Origin of the sequence: [Micrococcus luteus] ATCC 49442 (genome assembly GCF_010367585.1) — a bacterium.
GTDB lineage: Bacteria > Actinomycetota > Actinomycetes > Actinomycetales > Micrococcaceae > Arthrobacter > Arthrobacter luteus_A.
Genome location: NZ_JAAAXP010000001.1, coordinates 4,023,840 through 4,041,350 on the forward strand (window position 1 = coordinate 4,023,840; position 17,511 = coordinate 4,041,350).

General features: G+C 66.5%; 17 protein-coding genes. 9 read left to right on the forward strand and 8 right to left on the reverse strand.

Annotated elements, in window-relative coordinates:
- Positions 1 to 165 precede the first annotated feature (165 nt).
- From GUV69_RS18305 to GUV69_RS18315, 3 genes are read right to left on the reverse strand one after another with little or no spacing between them, the layout of a single operon-like run.
- Entirely contained in the window at positions 166 to 1,770 is a 1,605-nt protein-coding gene (locus tag GUV69_RS18305; RefSeq protein ID WP_164205029.1) for a carbohydrate-binding domain-containing protein, read from the reverse strand.
- Between the two features lie 41 nt (positions 1,771 to 1,811).
- Complete coding sequence (locus GUV69_RS18310) at positions 1,812 to 2,600, reverse strand: polyphosphate polymerase domain-containing protein (protein WP_244292774.1); 789 nt, start codon at positions 2,598 to 2,600, stop codon at positions 1,812 to 1,814.
- Positions 2,597 to 3,280: a DUF4956 domain-containing protein gene (locus GUV69_RS18315; RefSeq protein WP_244292775.1), complete on the reverse strand. Its 684-nt coding sequence runs from the start codon at positions 3,278 to 3,280 to the stop codon at positions 2,597 to 2,599. The genes GUV69_RS18310 and GUV69_RS18315 overlap by 4 nt, the downstream gene beginning before the upstream one ends.
- A 230-nt stretch (positions 3,281 to 3,510) precedes the next feature.
- On the opposite strand from GUV69_RS18315, the gene GUV69_RS18320 reads away from it, so the two are divergent.
- Positions 3,511 to 4,257, forward strand: a complete 747-nt coding sequence (locus tag GUV69_RS18320) for a lytic transglycosylase domain-containing protein (protein ID WP_164205030.1) — start codon at positions 3,511 to 3,513, stop codon at positions 4,255 to 4,257.
- A 1-nt stretch (position 4,258) separates the two neighbouring features.
- On the opposite strand, the gene GUV69_RS18325 is transcribed toward GUV69_RS18320, so the two are convergent.
- From GUV69_RS18325 to GUV69_RS18335, 3 genes are all read right to left on the reverse strand, one after another.
- On the reverse strand, positions 4,259 to 5,356 hold the full coding sequence (locus tag GUV69_RS18325; RefSeq protein ID WP_164205032.1) for a GtrA family protein: 1,098 nt from the start codon (positions 5,354 to 5,356) through the stop codon (positions 4,259 to 4,261).
- 10 nt (positions 5,357 to 5,366) lie between these two features.
- On the reverse strand, positions 5,367 to 6,359 hold the full coding sequence (locus tag GUV69_RS18330) for a phosphodiester glycosidase family protein (protein ID WP_164205034.1): 993 nt from the start codon (positions 6,357 to 6,359) through the stop codon (positions 5,367 to 5,369).
- Positions 6,360 to 6,520: 161 nt separating this feature from the next.
- A complete protein-coding gene (locus GUV69_RS18335; RefSeq protein ID WP_164205036.1) occupies positions 6,521 to 6,955 on the reverse strand; it encodes a response regulator transcription factor in 435 nt (144 codons plus the stop codon).
- Between the two features lie 60 nt (positions 6,956 to 7,015).
- Between GUV69_RS18335 and GUV69_RS18340 the strand changes: the two genes are divergently transcribed.
- Positions 7,016 to 7,552 carry a DUF488 domain-containing protein gene (locus tag GUV69_RS18340; RefSeq protein WP_164205038.1) on the forward strand — a complete coding sequence of 179 codons (537 nt, stop codon included), beginning with the start codon at positions 7,016 to 7,018 and terminating at the stop codon, positions 7,550 to 7,552.
- Positions 7,553 to 7,628: 76 nt separating this feature from the next.
- On the opposite strand, the gene GUV69_RS18345 is transcribed toward GUV69_RS18340, so the two are convergent.
- Entirely contained in the window at positions 7,629 to 8,372 is a 744-nt protein-coding gene (locus tag GUV69_RS18345; protein ID WP_164206748.1) for a GAF and ANTAR domain-containing protein, read from the reverse strand.
- Between the two features lie 299 nt (positions 8,373 to 8,671).
- On the opposite strand from GUV69_RS18345, the gene GUV69_RS18350 reads away from it, so the two are divergent.
- From GUV69_RS18350 to GUV69_RS18360, 3 genes are all read left to right on the forward strand, one after another.
- On the forward strand, positions 8,672 to 9,262 hold the full coding sequence (locus GUV69_RS18350) for an adenylate kinase (RefSeq protein WP_164205040.1): 591 nt from the start codon (positions 8,672 to 8,674) through the stop codon (positions 9,260 to 9,262).
- Positions 9,259 to 10,140 (forward strand): NAD-dependent epimerase/dehydratase family protein, encoded by an 882-nt coding sequence (locus GUV69_RS18355; RefSeq protein ID WP_164205042.1) that lies wholly within the window; start codon positions 9,259 to 9,261, stop codon positions 10,138 to 10,140. Before GUV69_RS18350 ends, GUV69_RS18355 begins: the two co-directional genes overlap by 4 nt.
- A 162-nt stretch (positions 10,141 to 10,302) precedes the next feature.
- Positions 10,303 to 12,147: a S8 family serine peptidase gene (locus GUV69_RS18360; RefSeq protein ID WP_244292776.1), complete on the forward strand. Its 1,845-nt coding sequence runs from the start codon at positions 10,303 to 10,305 to the stop codon at positions 12,145 to 12,147.
- On the opposite strand, the gene GUV69_RS18365 is transcribed toward GUV69_RS18360, so the two are convergent.
- Positions 12,144 to 12,959, reverse strand: coding sequence for a FadR/GntR family transcriptional regulator (locus tag GUV69_RS18365; RefSeq protein ID WP_164205044.1), 816 nt, complete (start codon positions 12,957 to 12,959; stop codon positions 12,144 to 12,146). The genes GUV69_RS18360 and GUV69_RS18365 overlap by 4 nt on opposite strands.
- 135 nt (positions 12,960 to 13,094) lie before the next feature.
- Between GUV69_RS18365 and GUV69_RS18370 the strand changes: the two genes are divergently transcribed.
- The 4 genes from GUV69_RS18370 to dgoD all read left to right on the forward strand — a co-directional run bounded on the left by GUV69_RS18370 (position 13,095) and on the right by dgoD (position 17,507).
- Positions 13,095 to 14,384, forward strand: coding sequence for an ABC transporter substrate-binding protein (locus tag GUV69_RS18370; RefSeq protein ID WP_164205046.1), 1,290 nt, complete (start codon positions 13,095 to 13,097; stop codon positions 14,382 to 14,384).
- Between the two features lie 121 nt (positions 14,385 to 14,505).
- A complete protein-coding gene (locus tag GUV69_RS18375; RefSeq protein ID WP_167525101.1) occupies positions 14,506 to 15,456 on the forward strand; it encodes a carbohydrate ABC transporter permease in 951 nt (316 codons plus the stop codon).
- Positions 15,453 to 16,352, forward strand: coding sequence for a carbohydrate ABC transporter permease (locus GUV69_RS18380; protein ID WP_164205048.1), 900 nt, complete (start codon positions 15,453 to 15,455; stop codon positions 16,350 to 16,352). The genes GUV69_RS18375 and GUV69_RS18380 overlap by 4 nt, the downstream gene beginning before the upstream one ends.
- Positions 16,353 to 16,358: 6 nt before the next feature.
- A complete protein-coding gene (gene dgoD, locus GUV69_RS18385; protein ID WP_164205050.1) occupies positions 16,359 to 17,507 on the forward strand; it encodes a galactonate dehydratase in 1,149 nt (382 codons plus the stop codon).
- The last annotated feature ends 4 nt before the right edge of the window (positions 17,508 to 17,511 follow it).

Consider the following 17,511-nt stretch of genomic DNA (forward strand, 5'->3'; position numbering starts at 1 on the left):
CACACCCCGGACGCTCTCTCACTTAATGCGGGAAAACGACCGATGCTCTCTCACTTTCTTCAAGAAAGTGAGAGAGCGTCGGTCAAAAACCCGCATTAAGTGAGAGAGCGTCCGAAGGGGGAGCGGCGTGGGTTGGGTGTGGGTTAGGGCGGGGAGGGGTGTGGGTTAGGGGCGGCCGCCGAAGCTGCCGCCTCCGCCGCCGGGGCCCTGGGCTGCCGTGTATTCGCCGGCTGTTACGGTTCCCCCCTGGTCGGCGCCGTCCAGGGAGCCTTCGCCGAGTCCGGCGCTGACCGTGGCCGTGCCGCCGGTGTAGACGGTGTACTCCTCTCCTTCGGTGATCGCGGCTGAGGAGAACACGAGCGACGCCGTCGTTTTGGCTGTCACGAAGGCTGCCACCACGGTGCCGCTCGGGTCAGCGATCTGCACCACGGTGCCGGCCGGAACCGCTGATCCGAGGGTCACCTGCACACCGGACTGGGTGGAGGAGGCGCCCGGGGTGACCACCATGCCCACGCTGCCGGCCGCTGCCACGGTGCCGCCGGTGACAGTCAGATCACCGTTGACGTCCAGGGCGCCGTTGCCGGAGTTGGTGGGGCCGTTGACCACCACGGTGCCCCCGGAGATGCTGGCGTTGCCGTTGGAGTCCAGGCCGTCGCCCTGCGCATTGATGGTCAGTGACCCGCCGGTGACCTCCACTGTATAGTCGCCCACGGCCATCTCGCCGCCGCCCATTCCGCCCGCGGCGCCGGAGGTTGAGGTGGCGGACCCGCCCGAGGCGTTCACACCGTCGTCGTTCGCCGTGACGTTGGCGGTACCGCCGGACATCACGATGTGCCGGGCCTCCAGGCCTTCCTCCGACTCCTCAACGGTGGTGACGCCGGCCGCGATGGTCAGGGTGTTGAACGCCTTGATGCCGTCGTCCACGGCGCTGACGTTCAGCGTGCCGCCGTTGATGAGGACCCAGCCGCGGCCTTCGTCCTCCTCGTTGTCCGACTTGAAGCCGTCGTCGCCCGCGGTGACCTGGTAGGCGCCGTCGAGCAGGACCGCGTAGTCCTTGCCCACGATGCCGTCGTCCGTGGAGTCCACGATCACGTTGCCGGCAGCCAGCACCAGGCCGTCCTTGGAGGAGATGCCGTCGTTGAAGTTGCCCTCCACGCTCAGCGAACCGGAGCCGGCGAGGATCAGGTCGGCCTGCGAGTACAGGGCCGCATTCGGGGCATCCTCGGCCGTGTCCGCGTAGGTGGTGGCATCGCTCAGTGAGTTGGACGAGCCGTCTTCCAGGTAGACGATGGCCTCGTTGGCGCTCTGCACCACAAACGGGGAGCCGGTGGAGCTGGAGATCTCTGCGCCGTCCAGGATGACCCGGACCACGTCCTCCTCGCCGGCGGCCACCACCACCTGGCCGTCCGACAGGGACCCGCTCAGGCGGTAGGTGCCGGCCGCGCTGATGGTGACGGTGTCGCCGTCGACCTTCACGGCGTCCGACGACGATCCGGAGGCGACAGTGCTGGCGCCGTCCGCCAGGGTCACGGCTACTTCGGCGGCCGCATCCCAGGTGAGGTCATCGGCGTCGTAGTGCGTGTCCGCGGCGAGGGTGTCCAGGGAGACAGCGGCTTGGGCGGTGCCGGACGTGGTGGATGAGGAGGAGCCGGCAGATGTGGTGCCCGTGATGGACGTGCCGGTACCGGCCGTTCCGGCGGAGGCGCAGCCGGCCAGGCCAACGGTGAGGGCGAGGGCGGTGACGGACAGGGCGGTGCGGAAGCGGTTCATGGTGTGTTCCTTCGGGGAGCTTAGGGGAAGTCTGTGAAAGGTCAGGCCGCGGGCCGGAGGGCCATGGTGCGGCGGAGAGTGCGGTTCCAGCGGTTGGCCGGCAGATCGGGGCAGAGGGCCGCCATGCCGGTGGCAAACTTGGAGATCCGGGACGGCCGGACCCCGGCGGCCCAGAGGTGCCTGTCCAGGGGCCCGGCGGCCGAGCCGGACTTGGTCTCAACAATCACCGCACCGTCGAGCACCCAGGCCGGTTCCCCGGGCCGCTGCCAGGTGACATCCGTATCGATGGTGGCCCGGCTGCCGGACGACGGGAGGTAGAGCGTTGTGCGGTGGTAACGGGTCTCAAGCACGGGCCCGAGCGGCCCGGCGGGGGCTCCGCCAACCGCCGCGGCGAGCGTTTCATTGACGTAGTCAAGGCCTTCCGCGGTCAGCCGGGCGCGGTCCGTGAGCTCATACGGGATGCGTTCCTTCACCGTTGCCTCGCGGGCGCCTTCGGTTTTAACCTCCAGGAAGCTGATGGCGCTGTCCACATAGGTCCGGGTGCGGATCTTGTAGCGGCGGCGGCGGCCGCGGGCGGCCAGCAGGTAGCTGTCCAGCTGCGCCGTGTCGAAGTACACGGAGTCGTAGGCGAAGCAGCGGGAGCCGTTCATTTCCAGGACCCGGACCTCGGCATCGAACGTGGCCAGGAGCTCCCGGGCCAGGTCTTCGGGGACGACGTACTTACGGTCCACCCTGGTCTGCAGCGCGGCTTCGGTGTTCAGTTCCTCCAGTCCCACGCCGGGCAGGCCGCGGAGGTTGCTCACGACGCCGGCGCCGGCCGGGGCGCTCACGCCGCACCAGCGGAGGCGTGGATAGGAGCGGACGACGGCGGCGCTGTTTCGTCCGGGGGAAGGGTCACGTGAGGTGCCGGCTCGACATGGCGGGGACCCGCCGTCGGAAGGTAGGTCACAGCGGCCGGGGCCGCAGCGGGGCTGTAGGCGTAGCGGACGTCCACGATGGTTTTGTCGTTGACCAGGTCGAGTTCCAGGATGGTGGCGGAGTGGACCTTGCCGTGCAGGACTTCCTCGAGCCGTGCATGCAGCTCGCCGTCCCCGGTCAGGGCCCGGTCCAGGATCACGGTCTGGTGTCGGTGGGCGGGCAGGACGCGGGGGTGGTCGCCGACGAACATCACCAGCAGGATCAGGCCCATCAGTGAGGAGGTGAGCCAAAGGGGTTCGATGCCGAGGCCGGCGATCAGGCCCAGCGCCAGGGCCGAGAAGTAGTAGGCCACCTCGTGCTGGGCGAGTTCGGTGGAGCGGAGCCGGATGATGGACAGGACGCCGAAGAGGCCGAGTCCCAGGCCGAGGCCGGCGGCTGAGCCGGACAGTGCGGTGGCTACGGTCAGGACGCCGACGTTCATGCCCAGGTAGGACACCACCAGGTCGCGGCGCCGGTGGCGGCGGAGGTAGAGGACGAAGGTCAGGACGCTGATGGCCGCGAGGTCTGCGGCGATGAAAATGAGTGAAGTCATCGGATTCTCCGGAATCTGTTGGTGGGCTGTTCTCTACAATCCCGGGCGAAACTGTGCAGGTGCTGTGACGGAACCCAGGCCCGAATATGAGTGTTGGCCGGGCGTTCACCTGCTGTTTGCGGGGGCGGGTGCACGACCCGGCCGGCTTCGGTGGATAGGATCAAACCCGTGACTGCCCCTTGTGACCCCGCGTTTCCCGCCGGAGACACCCGCTTCCCGGGCGGAGCCGCGTGCTCTGGCTAAGGCGCTTTGTGGTCTTCTGTGTGTTTGCGATCTGTGTGGTCACGGCGGTGTCATTCTGGGCACTGGAGCGCTCCGGCGCGGAGGCGGGCGGAGCCCTTCCGCCGCCCCGGTCTGAGGCAGTATTTGAAACGGCCCCGGGTATTAGCCCCGCCGTGAACGTCACGAGGAATGCTGACGCCGAGTGGCTCATGGGTGCCGCCGAGCAGACGGGTATTCCCGCACGTGCGCTTCGGGCCTACGTTGCCGCGGCCGATGCGGCCGGCCGCTTCGCTCCGGGGTGTGGGATCGGCTGGAATACGGTGGCGGCGGTCGGCTTCGTGGAATCCGCCCACGGAGCGTACGGCGGCGGAAGCCTGAATGCAGCAGGGCAGGCGAGCGGGCCGCTCGTTGGCCCCAGCCTCGACGGGAACGGATTTGCCGCCATCGCTGATACCGACGGCGGCGCTTTGGATGGCGACGCCCGCTGGGACCGTGCCGTCGGACCCATGCAGTTCATTCCCTCTACCTGGGAGCTTGCGGGACGGGACGGGAACGGCGACGGAACAGCGGATCCCTTCAACATCGACGATGCCGCCCTCAGTGCGGCAGGCTACTTGTGCGCTCGCGGACGTGACCTCACCACCGCGAACGGCTGGACCGGGGCCGTCTACTCCTACAACCAGTCCGATTCCTATGTGGACCAGGTCCGCAAACAGGCCACGTCCTACGCCGGGAAGACGGGCACTGCAGGTTAGGTCACGGGACGGCCCGTCCGGAAGTGACCTCCACAGAAGTCTGATCGTCGGCAGTCTGCCGTGGAAGACCAGCTGGGTTCCCCGAAAAGAGGTACCGCTGCTGCACCGCGTAGCTGACGGTCAGGAGCACGATTTCGGTGAGGACTTTGGCCGGCAGTGCAGCAACAGACAGCGCACCGAGGACAGAAAGCAATCCGTAGTTGGCGGCGAGCAGAACCGCCACCAGGCTGAAGTAGCGCAGCCCGGCGGCGGAGACCGGCCTGTCGCGGCCGTGATTGAACACCAGCCGCCGGTTCACCAGGAAGTTGACGGCAGAACTGACAGCCCTGGCACCCAGCACGGCAACCAGCAGCGAGTCGGTGACGAGGGTCAGGAGCAGGAACACCACAGTGTCCACGAGGAACGCCGAAAAGGACGACGCCAGGAACTTCAGCAGGGGAGCGTAAATGCGGACCGAATCAGCCACGGGCCGGAAGTGGGACCCGGAATTGTGGTCCAGGTAGACGGTGGCGATGTCCACGGTGCGGATGGCGCAGCCGGCCTGTTTCGCTTCCAGCAGCAGGTTCAGCTCGTATTCGTAGCGTTCGCCGCGGACCGAGCGCAGCCACGGGAGCATGGCCGCCGGGTAACCGCGCAGGCCTGTCTGGGTGTCGGTAATGCGCTCACCGGTGGCCAGCCGGAACAGCAGGCGGGTGGCCGCATTGCCGAACCTGCTGCGGGCCGGAACGTTCCCGGTGAAGTTCCGGGTTCCCAGCACCATGGCCGGCGATCCGCCGGCGGAGGCCACCGCGGCCGCCACACGCAGGATGTCCACGATGGTGTGCTGGCCGTCGCTGTCCGCGCAGACAACGTCCTGGCCGGGGAGATGGTCCGCGATGAACCCGAAGCCGGTTTTCAGCGCGAAGCCCTTTCCCCGGTTCCGGGTGTACCCGATGACGTGGCACCCGAGGTTCCTGACGCCGTCGAACACGTCCTTGTACGCGGGCCCGCTGCCGTCATCAACCACCACCACTGCCACAGCCGGCTCGGCGTCGCGGATGGCACGGATCAGGGCGGGAAGCTGGTGGTCCGGTTCGTACGCCGGGATCAGGATGATCATCGCTACCCGCCTATCCCGCGATGTACAGGATGTCTGAGGTGCCGCGTTCCTTGTTCGCGCCCAGCGGGTTGTTCACCAATGAACCGTTGAAGTACATGGTGGACGAGCCGCCGCCGTCGAGGTTGTACGCCGTGGTGGCTCCGAGGCCCTGCATGATTTCCGCCAGCCCCGTCAGGGTGACGCCGGCGCTGTAGCCGGGGCTGCGGCCGTCCACCACCACAAACACCAGGTGGTTGGCGTCGATAATCCCGACGGCGGTGCGCGGCTGTTCGCCCTGGATCGAATGGTTGCCGAAATTGGTGTCCACTTCCACGTCCTCGATGCCCTCGGCCACCTCGCCGTTGTCCAGCAGGGACGGTCCGAAGGAGAGTGTGTTCCAGACGCCGTCCGCCACAAGCTGCTCGGCGGTGGTGGCGGTTTCGTCGTAGACCTTGACGGTGCCGTCGCGGTAGAAGGCGAGGCCCTGGCGCGCACCCTCGTCGCGGAAAACCACGCCGTTGCGGATCACGATGCCCGTGTCGCGGAAGCCGTAGTAGTCGCCGTTGATGGCGAAGACCGCGTTGTTGGCCTCCGCGATTGCCGACGTGGTTTCGGTGATGTTCTCACCGAAACTGTTCTCGGCGAAGGCGGACTGAAGCGCGGTGGCATCGTCAAGAACGACGTCGGCAACGTAGTAGGTGACGGTGCTGTCACCGCTGCCGGTGGTCACTGTGGAGATATTGATCTCCGAGCTGTCGGAAGAATAGGAAGTGTCGGTGGTGACCGCGGTGGCCGACCCGGCTGCTGTGCCCGCCGTCGTGCCCTGGCCCGAACCGGATTGGCTGGTGCCCAGTTGGCTGGCCTCATATGCGGAGACGTCGGAGATTTCCACGTGCTGGACCACGAAGCGGTCCAGCGCCCAGGCCGTGGCGCCTCCCGCGGACAGCGTGAGGGCAACTGCCCCTGCGACGACGGCGCGCCGTATGCGGCTGCCTTGGCGTTTAGTGTTCTTGAGAGGAGTCATTCCTCAGTTCTAGGCAGCCAAGCTAGCGCAGGGATTTGCCGGAAATGTGCCCAGCCTGTGAAAGCGCGTAAGAGCGGAAAGACGTAGTGGCCGCCGTGATACAGCGCCGCCTTGAGGCCGAGCTTGCGGCTACCGCGCTCGCCGGCTACCGGGTCCGCGGGCTACCGGGACTGGGCGGGAGTGTCCTGGCTGCCGGGTGCTGGCGCGCTTGACGGCGCAGGCGCCGGCGCGGTTGCCGGGCAGAGCCGCAGTGCCAGTTCCCGCAATTCCTTGGGGTGGAACGGTTTGGTCAGGTAAGCGGCAGCCCCGGACGCCATTCCGGCCAAGTAGTCATCCTCTTCGGACCGGGCGGTGAGGAACAGCAGCGGAGCATCGCTGAGGGCGCGGATGGCCCGGGAAACCACATGGCCGTCCATGTCCGGCAGGCCAAGATCCAGGGTGATGAGTGCCACGGAGGGGTCCGCTGCCGCGGCGATGCCCTCGGCGCCGCTCGCAACGGCGCGCACGTCAAAGCCCGCGCGGGTGAGTACCACGGTGATCAGCCCGCGGATATCGTAGTTGTCCTCGATGACGAGGCAGACGCGTTGAGTTTCCATAAAGCCCCCAGAGCCAGCTTGAAACCAGTGTAAGGGCTGGGGTGATGGAGAATCGCTACCATGACACATTCCGCAGACCCCACGTTACTGACAGTGGGCCACGGAACGGCCGGCCAGGAGCAGTTCGCCGGGATGCTGGCCGCAGCTGGAGTCCGATCCCTGGTGGATGTCCGGATCGCCCCCGGCAGCCGGAAGTTCCCGCATTTTGGCAAGGACCTGTTGGGAGAATGGCTGCCTGCGGCCGGGGTGGCCTACCGCTGGGAGAAGCGGCTGGGCGGGTTTCGGAAGCTGCCGCAGGATTCGCCGGATGTGGCATTACGCAATGACTCCTTCAGGGCCTATGCGGCCTACATGCGGACCCCGGAGTTTTCGCTGGCCCTCGGCGGGCTGCTGGCACAGGCTGCAGGACAGTCCACCGCCATTATGTGCAGCGAGACCGTGTGGTGGCGGTGCCACCGGCGGCTCATCTCGGACCATGCCGTCCTGCTCGACGGCGTCAGCGTCCTGCACCTGATGCCCGGCGGAAAGTTGGCACCACACCAGCCAACGTCCGGTGTGCGCGTCAGCGGGACAGAGCTTGTCTATGACCAGGTGTAGCTGGCGTCGAATTCAGCGGAGAACAGGGCAGCCCCCCGACGTCGGTGACGGCGCCTGACGCCGGGCCGCCCCGGCGCTACCCGTCGTAGTGCGTCTCGGCGGGACCTTGGCCGAGGGCGTTTACCACGGCGGCAGCGACGTTCCGTAGCTTGGAATTGCGGGTACTTGAGGCGGCCTTGAGGAGCTCGAAGGCCTCCTGCTGGCTGCAGCGGTTCTGGGCCATGATGATCCCCACAGCCATGTCGATGACGGTACGGGTTTCGAGGGTGGCCCGCAGGTGGGCGGCGGTTTCGCTGTAATGCGCGAACCGCACAGCCAGCCGCAGGGCGAGGGACGTCTGCCGGACAAAATCCTCGGCGGTTTCCAGGATGCGGCCCTCAAACCGGCCGCTCCGGTGGGAATACAACAGCAGGGTCGCTTTGGTTTCGCCCTCCAGCTGGAAGGGGATGGCCAGGACCGAGAGGATGCCTTGAGCCAGCACCGCTGCGGTGTACTCAGGCCAGCGGCCCTCTTCCCGCAGATCGGGAACGTGGACGGTCAGCTGGTCCACGGAGGCTGCCATGCCCGGGCTGTCAATGGACTGGCATTCAATCTGGCTGATTGATTGGGCAGCTGCGCCGCTGCTGGCGACGGTTGCCGCCTTGCGCTGCCGCAGCAGGGTAATGCTGCAGAGAACCTCGTCTCCGGACCCGGAGAGGTTGCGCGCGGAGACGCGCGCAAGTTCGTCAAGGAACTCCTCAACGTCGGAGCTGTTGAGGAGTTCTTCGTGCAGGTGATCAGTGATTGATGTAGCTGTATTTGCTGTTGACTCGCTGGCCACGGTTCTTAGTGCCATTCGCTCAGGTCAAAACGACCCGGCAATTCCCCGCACAATCTGCCCGTGAGGCAGCAGGGTGGCGGCGATCGCTGGATCGACGAACTGTCCAACGGCCTGCTGCTAAACCGGTAACCAGAAGTATATACAGGCCCTGAGTATTTCAAATGCCACATTTCGCGCCGTGCCACAGCCGGCTGCCTCTGGCGTTGCGTTGCCACTTGTGGGCAGAATGTAGCTCACGTTGGCCGCTGCGGGCGGTGGAACCGAAACCAGCCGGCGATGGCGCCGCGGAGGGACAGGACATGACCAGACTGCTCATCATCGGGCCGCCCGGATCCGGCAAGGGCACGCAGGCGGAACACATCGCCAGGCACTTCGGCGTCCCCACTGTCTCCACGGGCGAAATCTTCCGGACCAACGTCAGCGAGGAGACACCGCTGGGGCTGGAAGCCGCAAGGTACCTCGACGACGGTGCGTTTGTGCCGGACCACCTCACCAATGCGCTGGTCAAGGATCGGCTCCTCGACGCCGATGTCCAGCCGGGCTTTCTGCTGGACGGGTATCCCCGGACCGCGCCCCAGGTTATGGAACTGGACAACATGCTGGCTTCGCAGGGCCACCGCCTCGACGCCGTGGTGGAACTCCGCGCCCAGGATTCCGAACTGGAACAGCGGATGCTCCGGCGCGCCAAGGAGCAGGGCCGCAAGGACGACACCCTGGAGGTCTTCCGGCGCAGGCTGGACCTTTACCACCGGGAAACCCATGAGGTCGTGGCGGTCTATGCCGGCCGGGGCATGGTGGTCTCCGTGGACGGCAGCGGTGACCCGGGGGAGATCACCAAGCGTGCGATTGCCGCCGTCGAAAAGTTCCTGGCAGCCGGAGTGACCCCATGAGGATTGCGGTCACCGGCGGGAGCGGAAAACTCGGGCGCCATGTGGTCCGCAGGCTCACCGATGACGGCCATCAGGTCCTCACCCTGGATAAAGAGGCCTCCTCCGGGGAGCGGAGCCACCTCATGACCCGGGTGGACCTGCGGGACTACGGGCAGGTCATGGATGCCCTGCTTGGCCTCGATGACAGGCTCAGGGACTTCGACGCCGTGGTCCACCTCGGCGCCATTCCCGCACCCGGGATGGCACCCGAGGCCGCCACGTTCGAAAACAACATGCTCTCCACCTACAACGTTTTCCAGGCCGTGCGGCGGGCCGGCATCAAAAGGGTGGTGTATGCCTCCAGCGAGACGGTGCTGGGACTCCCGTTCGACGCCGACCCGCCCTACATCCCGGTGGATGAGGAGTACGCGGCCCGGCCCGAAAGCACGTACTCGCTGGTCAAGCACCTCGAGGAGCAGATGGCCATCCAGTTCACACGCTGGGACCCGGAGCTGAGCATCACGGGCCTGCGGTTCTCCAACGTGATGGACCCGGACGATTACGAACGGTTCCCGCAGTTCGACGCAGACGCCCGGGCGCGAAAATTCAACCTGTGGGGCTACATCGACGGACGCGACGGGGCGCAGGCCGTGGCACGCGCACTCGAACACGGCCGGCCGGGCTTCGAGGCGTTCATCATTGCGAACGCCGATACCGTGATGTCCCGTTCCAGTGCCGGCCTCGCGGCGGAGGTGTTCCCCAACGTCAAGGTAACGAAGGAACTCGGCGAGCACGAGACCATGCTGTCCATCGACAAAGCCCGGCGCCTGCTGGGATTCGAGCCCGAACACACCTGGCGTTCCTACCACTCGAACCGCACCACGCCCACGGAGGACTGAAGCGGCGCAGCCCCGGTAGACCCACGGTTTTCCGCAGCCGGCCAAGGGTTGGCGCAGGATCTGCTGAGTTCCCGCCATGGCCCGGCGTAGGCTCCTACCCTGATGTGGGGGCAGGGATCTTCCGCCCCTCATCAGCCCGCACCGCCACGCTAGGAACTCCCCATGCGCACCCTCCGTTTTGTGCTGCCCGCCGCCTCGACGCTGATCATCGCCGCGGTCCTTGCGGTCCTTGCGGTTCCCGCGCTGCCGGCAACCGCGGCGGACAGGAAAGGAGACACCAACGAGGCGGCCGCCCGCTATCTGGTGCGCTACGCCCCCGGCACCGATGTCCCCGCGGCGGTGGGCCGGCTCACGTCCCAGGGCATCGCCGTCGGACGCTCCTTTTCGCACGCACTCCGCGGCGCCGTGGTGACCGCAACAGCGGCGCAGGCGGCGGCGCTGTCCCGGGCGGCGGATGTCGCCTCCGTGGAAGTGGACGCGCCCGTCACGGTTTCAGAATCGCAGCAGCCCGCACCGTGGGGGCTGGACCGCTCGGACCAGCGGGCCCTGCCGCTGTCCGGTTCCTATAGCTGGACGGCAGCAGGCGCGGGGGTCAGTGCGTACGTGGTGGACACCGGTGTGCTGGCCTCCCACGCCCAGTTTTCCGGCCGCATCACCGCGGGGTGGAGTGCCGTGGCGGACGGCAGGGGCTCGGGGGATTGCAACGGCCACGGCACGCACGTGGCAGGAACAGTGGCCGGGTCCACGTACGGCGTGGCCAAGGGCGCAACGATCGTTCCCGTGCGCGTCCTCGACTGCACCGGCTCCGGCTACAACTCGGACGTGGTGGCCGGCCTGGACTGGATCGTGGCCCACCACGCCGCCGGGATCCCGGCCGTGGCCAACCTGAGCGTGGGCGGACCGGCCAGCCCGGCGGTGGATGCCGCCCTCCAGGCGGTAATCAACGACGGCGTCACTGCCCTGGTTGCCGCCGGCAATTCCGCCGCAGATGCCTGCGGCAGTTCGCCCGCACGGCTTCCCGCAGCGGTCACCGTGGCAGCGAGCGATTCCGCCGACCGCCAGGCGTCCTTCTCCAACTTCGGCTCCTGCGTGGACCTCTACGCACCCGGCGTAGGGATCGTGTCCGCGGCGTACACCTCCACCACGGCCACCGCATCCATGTCCGGCACCTCGATGGCCACGCCGCATGTTGCCGGCGCCGCGGCGGTCCTGCTCTCCCACAGCCCCGGACTCACCCCCGCGCAGGTGGCCTCGGCGCTGGCATCGAACGCCACCGCCGGGGTCATCAGCGGTGCCGCGGCCGGCACGCCCAACAGGCTCCTGTATTCGGCCGCGGCGCCCGTTGCACCGGCTCCCGCACCGGCTCCCGCTCCCACGGTGACTGCCAAAACGCCGGCAGCGGGCGCAACGTCAGTACCGCAGGGCAGTAACGTGACCGCCACCTTCAGCGCCCCGGTCCAGGGCGTCGGCGCCGGGACGTTTGTGCTCCGGAACGCCGCCGGAAACGCCATCCCGGCAACAGTCAGCTACAACGCCACCACCAGGACGGCCACCCTCGACCCGGCTGCGAGCCTGGCCGCCGACGGGAAATTCACGGCAACGCTGACCGGTGGTGCCACCGCCATCCGCGACGCTGCGGGCACACCGCTCGCCACCACGGGCTGGACGTTCACCACCGGCCCGGCGCCGGTAATCACCGGCTACATGCCCGGCAGCAACGCCATCCTGGTCCGCCGCAACAACAACATCACGGTCACCTTCAACGAGGCTGTCGTGGGCGTGGGCACCTCCACTTTCCTAGTGAAAAACGCCGGCACCGGCGCAGTGGTTCCGGCCGCCGTGGTCCGCAACGGCACCACCAACCAGTGGGTCCTGGACCCGCAGCAGTCCCTGTCCGCCAAAACGAAATACACCGTCACCGTTACCGGCGGGGCCGCGGCCATCCGGGACCTCGCCGGCAATCACCTGGCCGGCAATACGTGGCAGTTCACCACGGGATCGTTCTAACCGGTCGGCCGGGTAAGGGAGTCCGACGGCGGCCGGTGGGGGGCGTCGTCGGATTCTCCCCGCTGCCTGGGCGCCTTTGCCGCCGTGTCAGGGTGATGCTCTGACCAGATGTGGCCCACCTCTTCGGCGAACTGCTGGACGATCCGGCTCATCGCCGCATGCGCCGCGGCAGCCTCGCCGCGTTGAATGGCGCTGGCCACGTCAACGTGCAGCTGCAGGGCCTCATGATCCGGAAGGTGCGGCATCAGGCCGTGCTCGGCCCTGCCGGTGAGGACCTCGGCCACAAGATTATGAAGCTGGGCAAACATGGCGTTGCCTGATGCTTTGAGCACCGCGGCGTGGAACGCGACGTCCAGGCGCAGGAATTCGTCCTGGTCTCCCCGCTGGCCGGCGGCCCACAGCCGCGCCGCAAGGTGGACCAGGTCGCTGCCCGCATCCCAGGAGGCGCGTTCGGCTGCGAGCCGGGCGGCCTGCGGTTCGATGGCGCCGCGGAGCTCGTTCAGGGCCTGCAGCTGCTCCAGCCGCCGGGATGAGGCGAGCCGCCAGCGGATGACCTCCGGGTCATACAGATTCCAGGCCGCTTCGGGCTGCACCACGGTGCCGAAGCGCCGGCGCGATGCCAGCATGCCCTTTGAGGAAAGTACGCGGGCGGCCTCGCGGACTACCGAGCGGGAGACGTTGTGCTGCGTCTCAAGCTCGTCCAGGCGCACCACCGAATTCGGTGCCAGGGAACCCTCGGCGATGGCGAGTCCCAGGTTCTGGACCAACGAGGCATGCCGGTCGATCGGGGACTCCGCCTGTGGGGTTTTCATGAATAAATCATACGGTGTAGCAAAAAGGGTTGTTTAAGTCTGCCTTATTTACCTATGATCTTCCCCAGAGCAGATGTAAAGATGCATTTGTGACCGGCTGCACACCGACGTCAGCCAGAAAACAAGGGAGTCGTCATGAAGCGACGTTCAGTAATGAAGTACGCGGCAGTCGCTGCGGCACTTTCCATGGGCCTGACTGCCTGCGGCGGCAGCGGCAGCAGCGACGCCAAGGAATCGGGTACGGTCAGGGTGACGCTGGCCAACCACGTCTGGACCGAGGGCATTAAGGCAGCAATCCCCGAATTTGAGAGCTCCACCGGGCTGAAGGTGGAACTGACCCAGCTCGGCGAGGACCAGCTCTCCGACCAGTACAACGTCAAGCTCAACGCCGGCAGCGACGAGATCGACGTGATGATGTACCGCCCGCTCCAGGAAGGCAAGGCGTTCGCGAAGAACGGCTACCTCGCGGACCTGACCGAAAAGGTTTCATCGGATTCGGGCTGGGACTGGAAGGACTTCCAGGAGGGCCCCGTCAAGGCCACCACCGCTGACGGCAAGGTGGTCGGAGTCCCGATCATCACCGAGCGCGAAGTCCTCTATTACCGCAAGGACCTGCTGCAGGCAGCCGGCCTCGAGGTGCCCAAGACCATGGCGGAGCTTGAGGCAGCAGCCAAGGCCATCAAGGAGTCCAACCCGGGCACCGCAGGCTTTGTGGCCCGCACCGGCAAGTCCGCAGCTGTTACCCAGTTCTCGAGCTTCCTCTTCAGCTTCGGCGGCGACTTCATGGATGCCAGCGGAAAGTCCACGGTCAACTCCGCCGAAGCGAAAGAGGCCTACGCCTACTATGGCGGCCTGATCAAGAACTACGGCCCCGCCAACGTCAGCACGGACATGAGCTGGCCCGAGGCGATGGCCATCTTTACGCAGGGCCAGGCCGCCTTCTACACGGAGGCGGACTCGCTCTACAAGAACGCCACCGATCCGGCCAAGTCCAAGGTTGCCGACAAGGTCGGCTTCGCCGCACTGCCGGCCGGGCCTGCCGGTTCCAAGCCGTACAACATCCCCTCCTGGGGCCTGGCCGTGAACGAGGCTTCGGGCAACCAGGACAACGCCTGGAAGTTCATCCAGTGGGCAACGGGTAAGGAACGCACGCTGGCTGCACAGAAGGCCGGCGTCCCCGGACCCCGCGCCTCCGTCTGGTCCAACCCCGAGGGCACGTCCACGTACCCGAAGGACCTGGCCGAAGCCATTGCCGCCAGCGCCAAGAACGGTGTGGGACACGACCGTCCCGAGGTGGTCACCGTCGGCAAGGCCCGCGAGATCGTGGGCGAGCCGATCGTTGCAAGCATCACCGGGGCCGACGCGGCCGCAGCTGCAGAGACGGCGCACGAAGCCTTCCAGAAGTTCCTGGACAGCGAAAAGTAGTACCGCACCCGGGGCGCCGGCCCGGCCAATGGTCCCCGGCGCCCCCTTTGCCCGGGCGGGACGGCAGTGATGATGCCCTCCCGCCCCGGCTACTCTTCACCCCCCGACTTTTAGGTGAACCATGTCTGTAACGACCTCTCCCCGCAGCGCAGCGCGGAATGCCGGGCGTGCCCCGAACGGCCGCGAAAAATTCTCTGACTGGGCCAACACGCACCGGAAGTGGCTCTTCGCAGCCCCGGCGATGGCTTTCGTAGCCGTCCTCATCGTCTTCCCCCTGGCCTGGACGCTGTACCTGAGCCTCACCGATTCCCAGGGTTCAGTCCGTGCCGCCACCGAGTTCATCGGCCTGGAAAACTACATGACGGTCCTGTCCGACGTCGAACGCTTCTGGCCCGCGGTGGGCCGCACCCTCACCTTTACCGGCATTGCCCTGGTCTGCGAAGTGGTCCTGGGCATGGGCATCGCCTTGCTGCTGTGGCGGCCGTTCCGCGGCGAAAAATGGGTCCGCGTGGCCATCCTGCTGCCGCTCGTCGCCACCCCGGTTGCTGTGGGCATGATGTTCAGGCTGATCTTCGATCCCAACATCGGGTTCGTCAACCAGCTCCTGGGCATGGTGGGCATCCCCGCCCAGCCCTGGCTGTCCGGCCAGGACACGGCGTTGGGCACCACCATCTTTATGGACGTCTGGCAGTGGACCCCCATGGTGGTCCTGATCCTGCTGGCCGGCCTGACCTCCCTGTCCGAGGAACCGGACGAGGCGGCACGCGTGGACGGGGCCAACTCCTTCCAGCGCTTCTTCTACATCACGCTGCCCCTGATGATGCCCACCGTGATCGTGGCCATCCTGCTCCGGGGGATCGACGCCCTGAAAACCTTCGACATCCTGTACGCCACCAAAGGCAAGGGCGGCGGCTCCTTCCATGAAGTGGAAACCCTGAACGTCTACGCCTACGGGCTGAGCTTCGACTACAACCAGTACGGGCTGTCCTCCGCGGTGCTGATCCTGTTCTTTATGATCATCATCGGTTCCATGTGGCTGCTGACCATGCGCAAGAAAGCGGTAAGCAAATGACCGTCGTCAACGAAAACGCCGAAAACACAGGGAACCCGACGTCGGCCAGGCCTTCCCAGCCGGTCCGCCGCCGCCGGAAGCCCCTTGCCACCCGCGCCTACAAGGTCTTCCGGGTGGTTGCCCTCATCGCCGTGGTGCTGTTCCTTCTTGCGCCGCTGGCCTGGATGCTGATGGCGTCCTTCAAAACCAACGTGGACATCTACGACTCCGCCAAATCCATCATCTTCACCCCCACGGGCGAGAACTACGCGAACGTCCTGCAGCGCAACAACTACTTCGTCTTTATCTTCAACAGCTTCTGGGTGGCGTTCGTCTCCACGGTGCTCTCGCTGGTGCTGGGGGTCCCCGCCGCGTACGCCATGAGCCGGTTCACCATGCACCGATCAGCCCTGGTGGTGCTGATGGCCCGTGTCATCCCGGGCGTCTCGCTGCTGGTGCCCTGGTACTACGTCTTCTCCAACCTGCGGATGGTGGGCGGCTTCGAGGTGCTGATCCTCAGCCACATGTTCGTGGCGCTGCCGCTGATTGTGTACATCATGATGAGCTACTTCGATACCCTTCCGCTGGAACTGGAGGAATCGGCGCAGGTGGACGGACTAACCCCGATCGGCGCGTTCCGCCGCATCACGCTGCCGCTGTCCGTGGCCGGCATGGCCACCGCCGGCATCCTGTCCTTCATCTTCTCGTGGAACAACTTCATGTTCGCCCTGGTGCTGTCCGGGTCCAAGACCAAGACGCTCCCCGTGGCCATCTTCGACTTCGTCTCCTATGCCAGCATCGACTGGGGCGGCCTGATGGCGGCCGCCACCGTGGTGACCGTTCCCATCATGATCATTGCGCTCTTTACGCAGAAGTACATCGTCTCCGGCATGACCGCCGGCGCTACCAAAGGCTAGGCCGGCATGACACGCATCAGCAGGATCGAAACCTTCCTCGTCGCCCCGCGGTGGCTTTTTGTCCGGATCGAAACCGAGAGCGGCATCGTCGGCTGGGGCGAGGCAACCTGCGAAGGGCGCAGCGAAACCGTGCGCACCGCCGTCGAACAGCTTTCGGAGCTGCTCATCGGCAACGATGCCCTCCGCATCGAGGACCACTGGCAGGTCATGACCAAGGGCTCCTTCTACCGGGGCGGACCCATCCTCGCCAGCGCCGTATCCGGGCTGGACCAGGCATTATGGGATATTGCGGGCAAGCACTTCAACACCCCCGTGCACCAGCTCCTGGGCGGCCACGTCCGGGACCGCATCCGGATGTACGGCTGGGTGGGCGGGGACGAACCCAACGAGGTGGCGGACCAGATCAGCGCCCAGCTCGACGTAGGTCTGACCGCAGTGAAAATGAACGCCAGCGGCCGGATGAGCCCGGTGGCCTCCGTGGCAGAGATCGACGGCGTCATCCGCCGGGTTGCCGCGGCCCGCGAAGTGCTGGGGGACCACGGTGACGTGGCCGTGGACTTCCATGGCCGCTTCAGCCTGGCCAACGCCCGTCGCGTGGCGCCATTGCTGGAACCGTACCGGCCCTTCTTCCTCGAAGAGCCCGTGGTCCCGGAAAACACGCACCTGCTGCGCGAATTTACGTCATCCACCACCACTCCTGTGTCCACCGGCGAGCGGCTTTACAGCCGGCAGGAATTCCTGCCGGCACTGCAGGCCGGAATCGCCGTGGCGCAGCCGGACCTCTCGCACGCCGGCGGCATCACCGAGGTCCGCAAGATCGCCTCCCTGGCCGAGATCTACGACGTCCAACTGGCCCCGCACTGCCCGCTTGGACCTCTTGCCCTCGCCGCGTGCCTGCAGGTGGGCTTCGCGACGCCCAACTTCCTGATCCAGGAGCAGAGCATCGGCATCCACTACAACCAGGGCGCCGAAGTCCTGGATTACGTGGTGGACAAGAGTCCGCTGAAGTTCGTCAACGGCCATATTGAACGTCTGACCGGCCCCGGCCTCGGCATCGAAATCGATGAAGCGGTTGTCCGGGCGGCGGACAAACGCGGCCACGCCTGGCGCGGACCGGTCTGGCGCCACCCGGACGGAGCCTTCGCAGAATGGTGAACAA

Bases quoted from the DNA above. Each gene is read 5' to 3' on its own strand.
- GUV69_RS18305 (WP_164205029.1), bottom strand. From the start codon at position 1,770: ATGAACCGCTTCCGCACCGCCCTGTCCGTCACCGCCCTCGCCCTCACC.
- GUV69_RS18315 (WP_244292775.1), bottom strand. From the start codon at position 3,280: ATGACTTCACTCATTTTCATCGCCGCAGACCTCGCGGCCATCAGCGTC.
- GUV69_RS18325 (WP_164205032.1), bottom strand. From the start codon at position 5,356: ATGATCATCCTGATCCCGGCGTACGAACCGGACCACCAGCTTCCCGCC.
- GUV69_RS18330 (WP_164205034.1), bottom strand. From the start codon at position 6,359: ATGACTCCTCTCAAGAACACTAAACGCCAAGGCAGCCGCATACGGCGC.
- GUV69_RS18335 (WP_164205036.1), bottom strand. From the start codon at position 6,955: ATGGAAACTCAACGCGTCTGCCTCGTCATCGAGGACAACTACGATATC.
- GUV69_RS18340 (WP_164205038.1), top strand. From the start codon at position 7,016: ATGACACATTCCGCAGACCCCACGTTACTGACAGTGGGCCACGGAACG.
- GUV69_RS18350 (WP_164205040.1), top strand. From the start codon at position 8,672: ATGACCAGACTGCTCATCATCGGGCCGCCCGGATCCGGCAAGGGCACG.
- GUV69_RS18355 (WP_164205042.1), top strand. From the start codon at position 9,259: ATGAGGATTGCGGTCACCGGCGGGAGCGGAAAACTCGGGCGCCATGTG.
- GUV69_RS18360 (WP_244292776.1), top strand. From the start codon at position 10,303: ATGCGCACCCTCCGTTTTGTGCTGCCCGCCGCCTCGACGCTGATCATC.
- GUV69_RS18365 (WP_164205044.1), bottom strand. From the start codon at position 12,959: ATGAAAACCCCACAGGCGGAGTCCCCGATCGACCGGCATGCCTCGTTG.
- GUV69_RS18370 (WP_164205046.1), top strand. From the start codon at position 13,095: ATGAAGCGACGTTCAGTAATGAAGTACGCGGCAGTCGCTGCGGCACTT.
- GUV69_RS18375 (WP_167525101.1), top strand. From the start codon at position 14,506: ATGTCTGTAACGACCTCTCCCCGCAGCGCAGCGCGGAATGCCGGGCGT.
- GUV69_RS18380 (WP_164205048.1), top strand. From the start codon at position 15,453: ATGACCGTCGTCAACGAAAACGCCGAAAACACAGGGAACCCGACGTCG.
- dgoD (WP_164205050.1), top strand. From the start codon at position 16,359: ATGACACGCATCAGCAGGATCGAAACCTTCCTCGTCGCCCCGCGGTGG.